The organism is Alteripontixanthobacter maritimus (genome assembly GCF_003340475.1).
Taxonomy (GTDB): Bacteria; Pseudomonadota; Alphaproteobacteria; order Sphingomonadales; family Sphingomonadaceae; genus Alteripontixanthobacter; species Alteripontixanthobacter maritimus.
In genome coordinates, this window is the sequence record NZ_QBKA01000002.1 from 605,435 (window position 1) to 619,061 (window position 13,627).

The 13,627-nt window shown below is 61.5% G+C and carries 12 protein-coding genes; 11 read left to right on the forward strand and 1 reads right to left on the reverse strand.

Annotated features, from left to right (window positions below; genetic code table 11):
- Positions 1-108: 108 nt before the first annotated feature.
- The 7 genes from rimP to rbfA are packed head-to-tail and all read left to right on the forward strand — an operon-like array spanning position 109 to position 7,075.
- Complete coding sequence (rimP, locus tag HME9302_RS03055; protein WP_115365794.1) at positions 109-672, forward strand: ribosome maturation protein RimP; 564 nt, start codon at positions 109-111, stop codon at positions 670-672.
- Positions 672-2,342 (forward strand): transcription termination factor NusA, encoded by a 1,671-nt coding sequence (gene nusA / locus HME9302_RS03060; protein WP_115365795.1) that lies wholly within the window; start codon positions 672-674, stop codon positions 2,340-2,342. The genes rimP and nusA overlap by 1 nt, the downstream gene beginning before the upstream one ends.
- Complete coding sequence (locus HME9302_RS03065) at positions 2,323-3,117, forward strand: DUF448 domain-containing protein (protein WP_115365796.1); 795 nt, start codon at positions 2,323-2,325, stop codon at positions 3,115-3,117. Before nusA ends, HME9302_RS03065 begins: the two co-directional genes overlap by 20 nt.
- 5 nt (positions 3,118-3,122) lie before the next feature.
- The gene (gene infB / locus HME9302_RS03070; protein WP_115365797.1) at positions 3,123-5,702 is read left to right on the forward strand and encodes a translation initiation factor IF-2; all 2,580 of its coding nucleotides are present in this window, start codon (positions 3,123-3,125) and stop codon (positions 5,700-5,702) included.
- Positions 5,699-6,106, forward strand: coding sequence for a PaaI family thioesterase (locus HME9302_RS03075; protein ID WP_326833148.1), 408 nt, complete (start codon positions 5,699-5,701; stop codon positions 6,104-6,106). Before infB ends, HME9302_RS03075 begins: the two co-directional genes overlap by 4 nt.
- 1 nt (position 6,107) lies before the next feature.
- Positions 6,108-6,680: a DUF1697 domain-containing protein gene (locus HME9302_RS03080; protein ID WP_115367432.1), complete on the forward strand. Its 573-nt coding sequence runs from the start codon at positions 6,108-6,110 to the stop codon at positions 6,678-6,680.
- Positions 6,680-7,075, forward strand: coding sequence for a 30S ribosome-binding factor RbfA (gene rbfA / locus HME9302_RS03085; RefSeq protein ID WP_115365799.1), 396 nt, complete (start codon positions 6,680-6,682; stop codon positions 7,073-7,075). Before HME9302_RS03080 ends, rbfA begins: the two co-directional genes overlap by 1 nt.
- Positions 7,076-7,111: 36 nt before the next feature.
- Here the strand turns inward: rbfA and HME9302_RS03090 are convergent, their stop codons facing one another.
- Entirely contained in the window at positions 7,112-8,809 is a 1,698-nt protein-coding gene (locus HME9302_RS03090; protein ID WP_115365800.1) for an AbgT family transporter, read from the reverse strand.
- 157 nt (positions 8,810-8,966) lie between these two features.
- Between HME9302_RS03090 and HME9302_RS03095 the strand changes: the two genes are divergently transcribed.
- From HME9302_RS03095 to pnp, 4 genes are all read left to right on the forward strand, one after another.
- Positions 8,967-9,650, forward strand: a complete 684-nt coding sequence (locus tag HME9302_RS03095; protein WP_115365801.1) for a site-2 protease family protein — start codon at positions 8,967-8,969, stop codon at positions 9,648-9,650.
- The gene (gene truB / locus HME9302_RS03100) at positions 9,647-10,672 is read left to right on the forward strand and encodes a tRNA pseudouridine(55) synthase TruB (RefSeq protein ID WP_115365802.1); all 1,026 of its coding nucleotides are present in this window, start codon (positions 9,647-9,649) and stop codon (positions 10,670-10,672) included. Before HME9302_RS03095 ends, truB begins: the two co-directional genes overlap by 4 nt.
- Before the next feature lie 5 nt (positions 10,673-10,677).
- Positions 10,678-10,947: a 30S ribosomal protein S15 gene (gene rpsO / locus HME9302_RS03105; RefSeq protein WP_115365803.1), complete on the forward strand. Its 270-nt coding sequence runs from the start codon at positions 10,678-10,680 to the stop codon at positions 10,945-10,947.
- Positions 10,948-11,215: 268 nt separating this feature from the next.
- The gene (pnp, locus tag HME9302_RS03110; protein ID WP_115365804.1) at positions 11,216-13,540 is read left to right on the forward strand and encodes a polyribonucleotide nucleotidyltransferase; all 2,325 of its coding nucleotides are present in this window, start codon (positions 11,216-11,218) and stop codon (positions 13,538-13,540) included.
- Positions 13,541-13,627: the final 87 nt, after the last annotated feature.

Below are 13,627 nucleotides of genomic sequence, written 5' to 3' on the forward strand. Positions count from 1 at the left end.
TCCTATCTCGACATCAATCCCGACATTGTGGTTGTAGAGTGGGGCTGGCGCCGGAAGGGGCCGGCGCGAAAAACTGTTGCTGCGATGTCCTTACGTTACGGAGCATGAATGGCCGATCTGGCACGCCTGCATAGTCTGATCGAACCCGAGGCCGAGGCTCTGGGATTCGAACTCGTGCGCGTGAAAATGATGACGTCCGAGGCTGGCGATGGCGCAATGGCGCTGCAGATCATGGCGGAGGACCCGGCGACCGGGCAATTGATCATTGATCAATGCGCCGCCTTGTCGCGCCGTGTGTCCGAGAAACTCGACGCGCTGGAAGCGGATGGCGATGTCTTCGTACCCGGTGCGTATCATCTCGAAGTCAGCAGCCCCGGCATCGATCGTCCGCTAACACGCCCCAAAGACTATACTAATTGGGCTGGGCACGAGGCGAAGCTGTCGCTGTCCGAAAAAGTTCACGGGCACCGCAATTTGCGGGGCGAATTGCTCGGCATCGAAGGCGAAACGGTTTCCATAGAGGACAACCGGGCCGGACGGGTGGACGTACCGCTCGCAACAATTCATTCGGCCAAGCTGGTCCTCACGGACGCGCTGATCGCCGCAACCCAACCGATCGACACCACCGGTGCCGACGACATTCTCGAAGATGAAGAAAAGGCTGACGACTGATGGCCACTGCAATTTCCGCCAACAAGGCAGAGCTGCTTGCGATTGCGACTGCGGTCGCTTCGGAAAAGATGATCGACAAGGCGATCGTCATCGAGGCGATGGAAGAAGCGATCCAGAAAAGCGCGCGCAACCGCTATGGCGCCGAAAACGATATTCGCGCCAAGCTCGACCCGCAAACCGGCGAACTGCGCCTGTGGCGCGTGGTCGAAGTGGTCGAGGAAGTGGAAGACTACTTCAAGCAGGTCGATCTTAAGGCTGCACAGAAGCTGGAAGAGGGCGCGTCGGTCGGTGACTTCATCGTCGATCCGCTGCCACCCGTCGATCTGGGCCGGATCGATGCCCAATCCGCCAAGCAGGTGATCTTCCAGAAGGTCCGCGACGCCGAACGCGAACGCCAGTTCGAAGAGTTCAAGGACCGCGCCGACGAAATCATTACCGGCGTCATCAAATCGGTCGAATTCGGTCATGTGATCGTCAATCTTGGCCGCGCCGAAGGCGTTGTCCGGCGCGATCAGCAGATCCCGCGCGAAGCAGCCCGTGTCGGCGAACGCGTCCGTGCTCTCATCACCAAGGTGGAGCGCAACAATCGCGGCCCGCAGATTTTCCTGAGCCGCGCCGCGCCCGATTTCATGCGCAAACTGTTCGCGCAGGAAGTCCCCGAAATCTACGACGGTATTATCGAGATCAAGGCCGCCGCGCGCGATCCCGGCAGCCGCGCCAAGATCGGCGTGATCAGCCATGACAGCAGCATCGATCCTGTGGGTGCTTGCGTCGGCATGAAGGGCAGCCGCGTGCAGGCTGTCGTCCAGGAACTTCAGGGCGAAAAGATTGATATCATCCCATGGTCGGACGATATCGCCACATTCGTGGTGAACGCCCTCCAGCCGGCCACGGTGTCCCGCGTCGTGCTGGACGAAGACGAAAATCGCATCGAAGTCGTGGTACCGGACGACCAACTGTCGCTCGCCATCGGCCGCCGCGGCCAGAACGTGCGCCTCGCCAGTCAGCTGACCGGTCACCAGATCGACATCATGACCGAGGAAGAGGCGAGCGAGAAGCGGTCGAAGGAATTCGCCGAACGGTCCAAGATGTTCGAAGAGGAACTCGACGTCGACGAAACCCTGTCGCAGCTGCTTGTTGCCGAGGGCTTCGCCGAGCTGGAAGAAGTGGCTTATGTGCCGCTCGACGAACTCGCCACTATCGAAGGCTTCGACGAAGACCTTGCTGGCGAATTGCAGTCGCGTGCGACCGAGGCGCTGGAGCGGCACGAGGAGACCGCCCGCGCCGAACGCCGCGAATTGGGCGTCGAGGACGATCTTGCGACCATGCCGCATCTGACCGAACAGATGCTGGTGGTGCTGGGCAAGGCCGACATCAAGACGCTCGACGACCTGGCCGATCTCGCCACCGACGAGCTCATTGCCAAGAAGCGCGAGGCACCACGTCGCCGTCCGTCCGCCACTACGGCAGACGGCCCGCCGATGAAGCGCCCCCCACAGCGTGCCGAGGACAAAGGCGGTGTGCTGGGCATGTACGGCCTGACCGAAGAACAGGGCAACGAGATCATCATGGCTGCCCGCGCGCACTGGTTCGAAGACGAGGAGCCTGCGGCTGCCAAGTCCGACGAACCCGACACTCAGGAGGCCGCCGATGCGGACTCCACCCAATGAGAGCGTAAGTTCAGCCATCGCTGAACCCGGCGCGGACGTTTCTGCGCGCCCTTCCGCTCGCCCGCGAAAAATCGAACCGGAACGCAAATGTGTGTTGTCCGGCGAACATGGCGGACGCAGCACGCTGATCCGGCTGGCGATTTCGCCCGAAGGCGATGTACTCCCCGATCTGCTGGCAAGGGCACCGGGGCGCGGCGCGTGGATCGGGGTGACCCGGTCCGAACTGGAAACCGCGATTATGAAGGGCCGCCTGCGCGGGGCCTTGGCGCGCGCATTCAACGGTGCGCCGCTCACCGTGCCGGACGACCTTGCGAAGCGTATCGAAACCGGATTGGTGCGGCTGTTGCTTGACCGGCTGGGACTGGCAATGCGGTCTGGCGCGCTTATATTGGGATCGGACAAGATTGCCGAAAAGGCGCGCGCGGGCCGGATCGACCTGCTGCTGCACGCGAGCGACGCCAGCGAAGATGGCACGCGCAAGCTCGACCAGGCATGGCGCGTGGGCCGCGACGTGGAAGGTTCGGGCCAGCGCGGCATTCGCCTGCCGGTAATTACTGCGGGCGAAATCCGCTTCGCACTGGACCGCGACGCTCTGTCTGTGGCATTGGGCCGGGATAACGTCGTCCATCTGGCGCTGGTCGGGGCACCTGCTGCCGACAGGGTATCGCAAACACTGCAGCGGCTATTGCATTTTCTGGGGCTCGCCGAAGCTGGCGCGTCCCTGAATACCAATGGCTCGGATATCGACGACGAATTGAGAACTGGGAAGACTTGAGCTTTATGGCCGAAGACGAAAACAAACCTGCACGCACTCGCAAGCCGCTTGGACTGAAGCGCGCGGTGGATGGCGGCGAGGTCAAGCAGACTTTCAGCCACGGCCGTACCAACAAGGTGGCAGTGGAAGTGAAGCGGCGCCGCAAGCTGGTCAAGCCGGGCGAAGAGCCTGCTCCTGCGCCTGCGCCCGCTCCTGAAGCGGCCCCGGCGCCTGCGCCCGCGCCAACGCCCGCTCCGGTAGCCAAGGCACCTCCTCCACCCAAACCGGCAGCCAGCGCGGAAACGCCGCAGGAACGTGTTGCTCGCTTGCAGCGCGAAGCGGAAGAAGCGCGCCTGGCCTTGGCGGAGGACGCCCGTCGCCGCGACGAAGAAAAGCGCGCTCAGGCGAAAACGACCGAGAAGCAGCGCAAGGAAGACAACAAGAAGGCTGAGGAAGAAGCCGCCAAACAGGCAGAAATCGACGCCAAGGCAGCTGCTGAAAAACCGCAAGCGGAGCCGGAAGCCGAACCTGCGGCAGACGAGCCTGCAGCCGAAGCCGATGCGCCGCCGTCAGCACCGGTGGAGAAGCCGGTAGCCGTCGAAAGTACTACACCAACGCCGGTGGCTCGCAAGTTCACGCCCGTAGCCCGGCCCGAGATCAAGCGCCCGCCGAAGAAGAAGGAAGAAAAGCGGACCGAGGAACGGCCCGACAAACGCCGCGCTGGTAAGCTGACCGTTACCAAGGCGTTGAATGAGGATGAGGGCCGCCGCGCCCGCAGCCTGGCTGCGCTCAAACGTGCCCGCGAACGTGATAAGCGCGCGCAGGGCGGTGGCAGCTCCAAACCACGTGAGAAACAGTACCGTGAAGTAATCGTGCCGGAAGCGATTACCGTACAGGAACTTGCTCAGCGAATGACCGAAAAGGGCGCCGATCTGGTGAAGGCGCTGTTCAACATGGACATGATGGTCACGGTCAACCAGACCATCGACCAGGACACCGCAGAATTGCTGGTCGAGGAGTTCGGCCACACTATCAAACGCGTGTCCGAAGACGATCTCGACATCAAGGTCGCACAGGACGAGGATCCGGAGGATACGCTCAAGCCGCGTCCGCCGGTTGTCACGATCATGGGCCATGTCGATCACGGCAAGACCAGCCTGCTCGATGCGTTGCGCGGAACCCGCGTGACCAAGGGCGAGGCTGGCGGCATTACGCAGCATATCGGCAGCTATCAGGTGACGACGAAAGACAAGTCCGTCATCACCTTCCTCGATACGCCGGGCCACGCTGCCTTCACCGAGATGCGCCAGCGCGGCGCAAATGTGACGGATATCGTGGTGCTGGTTGTCGCGGCGGATGACGGCATCATGCCGCAGACGATCGAGGCCATCAAACACACCAAGGCCGCCGGCGTCCCGATGATCGTGGCGATCAACAAGATCGACAAGCCGGAAGCCAATTCGCAGAAAATCCGCGAACGTCTGCTGGAACACGAAGTCATCGTGGAAGCCATGTCGGGCGAGGTCCAGGACGTGGAAGTCTCCGCCAAGGAAGGCACCGGCCTTGACGACTTGCTAGAGAAAATTGCGCTGCAAGCCGAATTGCTCGAACTGCAGGCCAACCCCGATCGCGCAGCAGATGCAGTCGTCATCGAGGCTCAGCTGGACAAGGGCCGCGGCCCTGTCGCGACCGTCATCGTCACACGCGGCACGCTGCGCCGCGGCGATACGTTCGTGGTCGGCACCGAAAGTGGCAAGGTTCGTGCCATCGTCAACGATGCGGGCAAGCAGATCAAGGAAGCTGGCCCGTCCATGCCGGTCGAGGTCCTTGGCCTCGGCGGCGTTCCCGGTGCGGGCGAACAGCTCACCGTCGTTGAAAACGAACAACGTGCCCGTGAAGTCGCCCAGTTCCGTCAGGAACGCGCGACCGCCAAACGCACAGCACTGGCGCCGACGAACTTCGATACGATGTTCACCAATTTGCAAAGCGACCTGGTAGAATTCCCCGTCCTGGTGAAGGCCGATGTGCAAGGCTCGGTGGAAGCGATTACGACTGCGCTGCATAATCTCGGCAACGATCTCATCAAGGTCCGCGTCCTGCACGCGGGCGTGGGTGCGATCACCGAAAGCGATGTGCAACTGGCGGCTGCCTCCAAGGCGCCGATCATCGGTTTCAACGTGCGGCCGAATCCCAAGGCCCGCGAACTGGTGAAGCGCGATGGCGTCGAAATGAAGTATTTCGACGTGATCTATCACCTGACGGACGAGATTACGAAGGAAATGCTCGGCGAGCTCGGCCCGCTCAAGGTCGAGAATGTGGTTGGCCGTGCGGACGTCAAGGAAGTCTTCAAGTCCGGCAAGAAGGACAAGGCCGCCGGCCTCATGGTGTCCGAAGGCGTCATCCGGAAGGGTCTGTTTGCCCGTCTTACCCGCGACGATGTTATTGTTTCGGCGACGACCATCGCCAGCCTGCGCCGGTTCAAGGATGATGTGGACGAAGTCCGCATGGGTCTGGAATGCGGTGTCGTGCTGGAAGACACGAACGACGTGCAGCCCGGTGACAGCCTCGAAGTGTTCGAAGTCGAGGAGCGTGAACGTACGCTGTGAGCTTCGAGCCGAGCTACAAGGGTACCCACGTTGCATTGATGGGGGCGGTCTTCGAATCCTTCGACGAGGAGACGGAGACCGTCACGGTTCGTTTTACCGCACCTGAAAGCTTCGTGACCCCGCGTGGCAGCGTACAAGGTGGGCTGGTGTGCGGCTTCCTGGATGAAGCGATGGGATGGGCCCATGTCTGCGCCACCAAAGGCGCCGAGGCTCCGCTCAACCTCGACATCGCGCTGACCCTGTTGCGCCCCGTTTCTGCCGGTCCGCTCAAGGCCACCGGCCGTGTGATAAGGCGCGGGCAGCGTATCACCTTTCTAGAAGGTGAGTTGTTCGACGAGATCGGCAACCTGCTGGCTCGTTCCACATCCACCGCAATTCCAACTAAGCGACCCGATGCCGGCTGATATGCAGCGCTACGTCGCCTTCCTAGGCAGCATCAATGTCGGCGGAAACCGCATCCTGATGGCGGATCTGCGTGAGGCCTTGCGGCGTGAGGATTTTACCGATGTCGAAACCGTCGTGGCGAGTGGGAACGTGCTGTTCAGCCACGAACCGCGCCCGAGCGAAGGACTGGCGGACAAGCTGGCTTGGGTGGTGCAGGATCGCTTCGACATAGACAGTCTCGTTATCGTCAAGACGCGCATCGAGGTGGATGCGGCGATTACCGGCAACCCCTTCCACGGGACCGGTCCCGACCATGGATCGGACAAGATGGTTCACACTATTTTCCTGGACGGGCAACCGGACGAAGACAGCTTTCATGACCTGCTCGCCGAGCACAAGGCGAAGGGCGGGGAACGTCTGGCGCTGGGTGACCGGATGCTGTTCCTCGATTACGTCCACGGGGCCGGCGTGTCCTCGCTGACCGGGCCGTTCCTGCAACGCCGCCTTGAAGTTCGCGGCACCGCACGCAACATGAGCAGCCTGAAACGCATTACTGCGAAGATGGGCGAACTGGACGGAAAGGGCGCGGCTTGATGGCGCATCTGCAGGAACACACCAAAGAACAGCAATCGGTTCGCGTCCTGAAAGTGGGCGAGCGGGTGCGGCATATCCTGTCGGAACTGCTCGCGCGCGGCGAGGTGCATGACGAGACGCTGTCCGCCACCACCGTCAGCGTGACAGAGGTCCGCATGACCCCCGATCTGCGTAACGCCAACGCCTATGTGAAGCCCTTGCTGGGGCAGGACGAGGACGCGGTCCTCACCGCGCTCCGCCAAAACACGGCTTTCCTCCAGCGGGAAGTAGCGAAACGCCTTGGCCTGAAATTCGCGCCCAAGCTGCGCTTCAAACCCGATGAAAGCTTCGAGGAGGCAGACCGCATCGAACGGTTGCTGTCCGACCCAAAAGTGTCCCGCGATCTGTCAGACTGATCGCGCCCGGCGGCGCAACCAGCCATATCGATCAAGCTATTGCGCCTGTGCAGGCGCGACCGGATCGACCGTGCTGGGTACTTCGATGAAGACGCCAGCACCGGGGCCCAGCGGCAGATCGAGCGCGACCCAGCCGATCGTCATGGCCAGACCTGCCAACAGCAAGCCGATGGAGAAGGGCAGCATCGTCGCAGCAAGGGACCCAAGTCCGAAATCCTTCTGCCAGCGCTGACAGAATATCAGGATCAGCGGGAAATAGACCATCAGCGGGGTGATAATATTTGTCGCGCCGTCACCCACGCGATAGGCGGCGGTGGCCATTTCAGGCGAAATCCCCAGCAGCATCAGCATTGGCACAAGCACCGGCGATAGCAGCGCCCATTTCGCGCTCGCCGAACCGACGAAGATATTGAGCAGCGAGGATACCAGGATGATCGCCGCCAGCAACGCCCATGCGGGCAGCCCGGAATTTCCGAGAAAATCCGCGCCCTGTACCGCCAGGATCAGACCCAGATTGGACCAAGCGAACATCGCCACGAAATGCGCCGCGGCAAAGGCGAGCACGAGATAATAAGCAAGGTCTTCCATCGCACCGGCCATCATTTTGACAAGATCGCGATGGTTGCCAATCGTGCCTGCCGCCTTGCCGTAAGCCCAGCCCGCCAGCAGGAACAGCAGGAAAAACCCCGCCACCAGACTGCGGTAAAACGGCGTCAGTCGCGCTTCTGCGCTGGCCTCCTCGTCGATAAGGGGTGTTCCAGGACCGAGCGTGAAGAAGAGCCACAAACCCACCACGAACAGTACCGCAAGACCGGCCCAGCGCAGACCCTTGGCCTCGTTCGCGGTCAACTGCCTGTCGCCATCATCCAGGCTATCTTCGGCCAAGTCGGTCGTGGCCGAACCTAATACGCCGGCTTCCGCCGTATCTGTGCCGCGCTGCTGCGGTGATACGGCGTTGCCTGCCATGGCAGGGTTCCATTTACCGAGACGCGGTTCAATGATGCGGTCGGTAACGAACCATATCACGGGCAGAAAAACGAAGGTCATTGCGGCAATGAAATACCAGTTGCCGGCGATGTTGGCAGTGAAGTCCCCGAACACGGTTTCGACTGCGGCTTCGGTAATTCCGAACAACAGCGCGTCAAGCTGGCCCGGCAGCAGATTGGCTGAGAAGCCTCCGGATACGCCGGCAAACGATGCTGCTATGCCAGCTATCGGGTGGCGTCCGGCCGCGTGGAAAATGATCCCCGCCAGCGGTATCAAGACGACATAGGCGGCATCGGCCGCCAGATTTCCCAGCATTCCGATAAGGGCGACAATCGGCGTCAGCAGGAAGACCGGGGCGTTGCGTACACCGGCGCGCATGGCGGTGCCGAACAGCCCCGCACGCTCCGCCACGCCGGCGCCCAGCATGACCACCAGCACATATCCCAGCGGATGGAAATGGGTAAAAGTGGTGGGCATATCCACCCACAGGCGCTGAATGTTCTCGGCATTCAGCAGGCTTGCAGCGGTGATGATCCGCGCCGTGCCGGTATCCGGATCGACTTCGGTAGGATGAGCGGCGGACCAGCCAAGCAGGCTGGCGGCGATCGAGATCAACACCAGGATGGCAATCAACCAGAAAAACAGGAACACCGGATCGGGTAACCGGTTGCCGCTACGCTCGATCCAGCCAAGTATTCCGTTTTTATCGGGTTGCGTCTGCGTTCCAGACAGTGCCGTATCGCTCATGTTCTGGTCCTCTCCTGTCCCTGGCAAGCAGTTTTTTTGTTATAAGCGAATTGCCTGTTACGACCTTTTGCATAAGTGCTGGATGAATGACCAGCCCATGTGCTTATCTTGGTCTGCCATGGTGCAAATGCGACGCAGAATGCCTAGTTGCTGTGGAATGTCCGAAACTCTCATACTCGTTCTGCTCCTCGTGCCGAGCCTGATCGTCGCGATCGTCTTTCACGAGGTGGCGCATGGCTGGGTCGCGCTCATGCTGGGCGATCCCACCGCAAAGGAGAGGAAGCGGCTTTCGCTCAATCCCATCCGCCATGTCGATCCGGTCGGCACGCTGGTGGTGCCGGGCGCGCTGGCACTGATGGGTGGTCCAATCTTCGGTTGGGCAAAGCCTGTCCCGGTGCGCCAGCGTCGGCTCAATAATCCGCGCTTCGGCATGATGGCGGTGGCTGCGGCCGGGCCTGCCACGAACCTGCTGCTCGCCTTGGTGGGCGCGGTGGCGCTCGGTGGGTATCTAGCAGGCGGACCATATGCGGAAGGTAGCGCGATGGTCGTGCTGCGCGATGGGCTGACCTATTTTATCCTGATCAATATCTTCCTTGCGCTGTTCAACCTGCTCCCGATCCCGCCATTCGATGGATCACATATCGTGGAAGGGCTGCTGCCCCCGTCGGTGGCGAGACATTATGGCAAGTTGCGGCCGCTCGGTATGGTGCTGCTGCTCGGCCTTATTGCGCTGACGTGGATCGCCCCGGAATTGGGAGTGGTTGAACGGTTCGTATTGCCCCCGGTGCTGTGGTTGCAGGAAGTGTATTTCGACCTTGCCCGCTCGATCGCCGGTCAATGAGCGGGACAGAAAGCAAGACAGCGCCAGACGATGCCAGCACCCGGTTGTCCGGCTGGCTGGTGATCGACAAACCGCGCGGTATGGGCTCAACCCCTGTGGTGAGCGCGGTCAAGCGTGCCCTGCGCGAAGGCGGCTATGTCAAGACCAAGGTCGGACATGGCGGCACACTCGATCCCCTCGCGCAAGGCGTCTTGCCTATCGCGCTGGGTGAGGCGACTAAGCTGGCCGGGCGGATGCTCGATGCCAGCAAGACGTATGAATTCACCATCCAGTTCGGCGAGGAAACCGATACGCTTGATGCCGAGGGCGCGGTTATCTCCACCAGCCGCCGCCGCCCGCCAATGGAAGCGGTGGCTGCCGTGCTGGAGCTTTTCACCGGCGCAATCGAACAGATGCCGCCTGCCTATTCCGCGCTGAAAGTGGATGGCAAGCGCGCGTATGAACGGGCGCGGGCGGGCGAGGATGTGGTGCTGAAACCGCGCGCGGTCACCATCCATTCGCTTGAGTTGGCGAGCGATTACACCGGCAGCGGCGATCCTTCCGAACTGGAAACATCCTTCGCGCAGCCCGATCCCTACAACCCGCCGCCGCCACTGGTATCCGCCGACAGCGTCACGCTGATCGCCAGTGTCAGCAAGGGCACTTACATCCGCTCCCTTGCACGGGACATCGCACGCGCCCTTGGGACCGTGGGCCATGTGACCTATCTGAGGCGAACGAAGGCGGGACCGTTTGCCGAAAACCAAGCGATTTCGCTGGACAAATTGCGCGAAACAGCTAGTGGCGCGCGACTATCAGACATAATTCTGCCGCTTGAGGCGGGGCTGGACGACATCCCGGCTCTAAACCTCGCTCCGGAAGAGGCAGCTGCGGTCCGCCAGGGCCGTGTCGTAACCGGAATGCCCCAAACCGACGGGCTGTATTTTGCGCGGCTGGGCACTGTCCCTGTCGCCCTGATAGAGATCGTCGGCGGCACGGTAAGTATCGTGCGGGGTTTCAACTTTCCCGATGTCGCGGAGTAAATGACATGTCGGTAGCACCCGATCAGAAGACCAAAGTTATCGAGGAAAACGCAACTTCGCAGGGCGACACAGGCTCCCCCGAAGTGCAGGTCGCGATCCTCACCACCCGCATCCAGAACCTGACCGACCACTTCAAGAAGCACCACAAGGATAACCATTCCCGCCGTGGTCTGTTGATGATGGTCAACAAGCGTCGCAGCCTGCTGGCCTATCTCAAGCGGAAAGACCTGCGGCGCTACAACGACCTGATCAAGAAGCTGGGTCTGCGTAAATAAGAGTTTCGTGAAAAGGCGGTTCCACACGGAGCCGCCTTTTTGCTATTTGTGAGTTCCAGCGCAGGCTGGAACCTCCAACCCCAAGCATATCGCATGGTGGCGCGAGGCCCCTGCCTTCGCAGGGGATCACGGAGAAAAGAGCAAACAGCGCAATTCGGCGCTCACTTGGCTCCGGGGCCAAACATAGCCCCACACCGGCGCGGACCGGCCAATCCGCAAACAGAAGGCCCCGCGCGGCAATGTGGCTGGCGGGTCAAAAGGAAACTACATGTTCGACAAGAAAACCGTATCGACCCAGTGGGGCGGCAAGACCCTCACTCTCGAAACCGGGCAGATTGCCCGCCAAGCCGATGGCGCCGTTTTGGCGACATATGGCGAAACCGTGGTGCTGTGCGCTGTGACCGCTGCAAAGTCGGTCCGCGAAGGGCAGGATTTCTTCCCGCTCACCGTGCACTACCAGGAAAAATTCTCTTCCGCCGGCCGTATTCCCGGCGGGTTCTTCAAGCGTGAAGGCCGCGCGACCGAGAAGGAAACGCTGACAAGCCGCCTGATCGATCGCCCCGTGCGTCCGCTCTTCCCTGAAGGTTTCTACAACGAAATCAACGTGATCTGCCAGGTGCTGTCCTATGACGGCGAAACCGAGCCGGACATTGTGGCCATGGTCGCAGCATCCGCTGCCCTGACCATCTCCGGTCTGCCGTTCATGGGCCCGATCGGCGCGGCGCGCGTCGGATTTACCAACGGCGAATACGTCCTCAACCCTTCGCCTGCCGACGCGCTGGGCGAAGACGGCCGCCTCGACCTGGTCGTGGCTGCTACCAACGACGCCGTGATGATGGTGGAATCGGAAGCCAAGGAGCTGACCGAGGAAGAAATGCTGGGCGCGATCATGTTTGCCCATGACGAATGCCGCAATGTCATCGGTGCGATCATCGATCTGGCCGAGCAGGCTGCGAAAGAACCGTGGGACATCGATACGTCCGACGATACCTCCGCCATCAAGGAAAAGCTGCGCGGCATCGTCGGTGACGACATTGCCGCAGCCTACAAGCTGACCGACAAGTCGCAGCGTTCCGACGCGCTGAATGCAGCCCGTGCAAAGGCGAAGGAAGCCTATGCCGAGGAAGATGGCCAGACGCAGATGACCGCGAACAAGGCGGTGAAGAAGCTGGAAGCCGAAATCGTACGCGGTGCCATCCTCAAGGACGGCCAGCGGATCGACGGCCGCAAGACCAACGAAGTGCGCCCGATCGAGGCGATGGTCGGCTTGCTGCCCCGCACGCACGGTTCGGCGCTGTTTACGCGCGGTGAAACGCAGGCGATCTGCACCACCACGCTGGGCACGAAGGACGCAGAACAGATGATCGATGGGCTGGAAGGCCTTTCGTACAACCCCTTCATGCTGCACTACAACTTCCCGCCATACTCGGTCGGCGAAGTGGGCCGCTTCGGCTTCACCAGCCGCCGCGAAACGGGTCACGGCAAGCTAGCATGGCGCGCGCTGCACCCGGTGCTGCCGAACCACGAAGACTTCCCTTACACCATCCGCATCCTGTCCGACATTACGGAGAGCAACGGCTCGTCCTCGATGGCGACGGTCTGCGGCGGCTGCCTTTCCATGATGGACGCCGGTGTGCCGATCGAACGTCCGGTTTCCGGCATCGCGATGGGCCTCATTCTGGAAGGCGAGGACTTCACGGTTCTGTCCGACATTCTGGGCGACGAAGATCACCTCGGCGACATGGACTTCAAGGTTGCTGGGTCCGAGGCGGGCATCACCAGCCTGCAGATGGACATCAAGGTGGCCGGGATCACCAAGGAAATCATGCAGACCGCGATGGAGCAGGCCAAGGAAGGCCGCGCGCACATCCTGGGCGAAATGACCAAGGCGCTAGGCAACGCCCGCACCGAAGTCAGCGAGCATGCCCCGCGCATTGAGACGATCCAGATCGACAAGTCCAAGATCCGCGACATCATCGGCACCGGCGGCAAGGTCATCCGCGAAATCGTGGCCGAAACCGGCGCCAAGGTGGATATTGACGACGAGGGCATCATCAAGATTTCCTCCAGCGACAGCAGCCAGATCGAAGCCGCGAAAAAGTGGATCGAAGGCATCGTGGAAGAAGCCGAAGTCGGCAAGGTCTATGACGGCAAGGTCGTCAACATCGTGGACTTCGGCGCATTCGTGAACTTCATGGGCGGCAAGGACGGTCTCGTCCATGTCAGCGAAATGAAAAACGAGCGCGTGGAAAAACCGACCGACGTCGTGTCCGAAGGCCAGGAAGTTAAGGTCAAGGTTCTGGAAATCGACCAGCGCGGCAAGGTTCGTCTGTCCATGCGCGTCGTCGATCAGGAAACCGGTGAAGAGCTGGAAGATACCCGCCCTCCGCGTGAACCTCGCTCCGGCGGCGGTGGTCGCGGCGGAAGCGGCGGCGGTGATCGTCGTCCGCGCGGCGGCGGTGGCGGCGGCGGTGACCGTGGCGGTCGCGGAGGCGGCAATCGCGGCGGTGGCAACCGCGATGGCGGTAATCGCGACGGCGGCGGCATTGACGGGGGCGGTGCAGCGCAGATGCCCGACTTTCTGAAGGACTGACGCCTTCAACACACTAATCTTCGAAAGGGCCGCGATCAGTCGCGGCCCTTTCTCTTTGGAAAGTGTATCGTTTAGTAGCTATGCTTG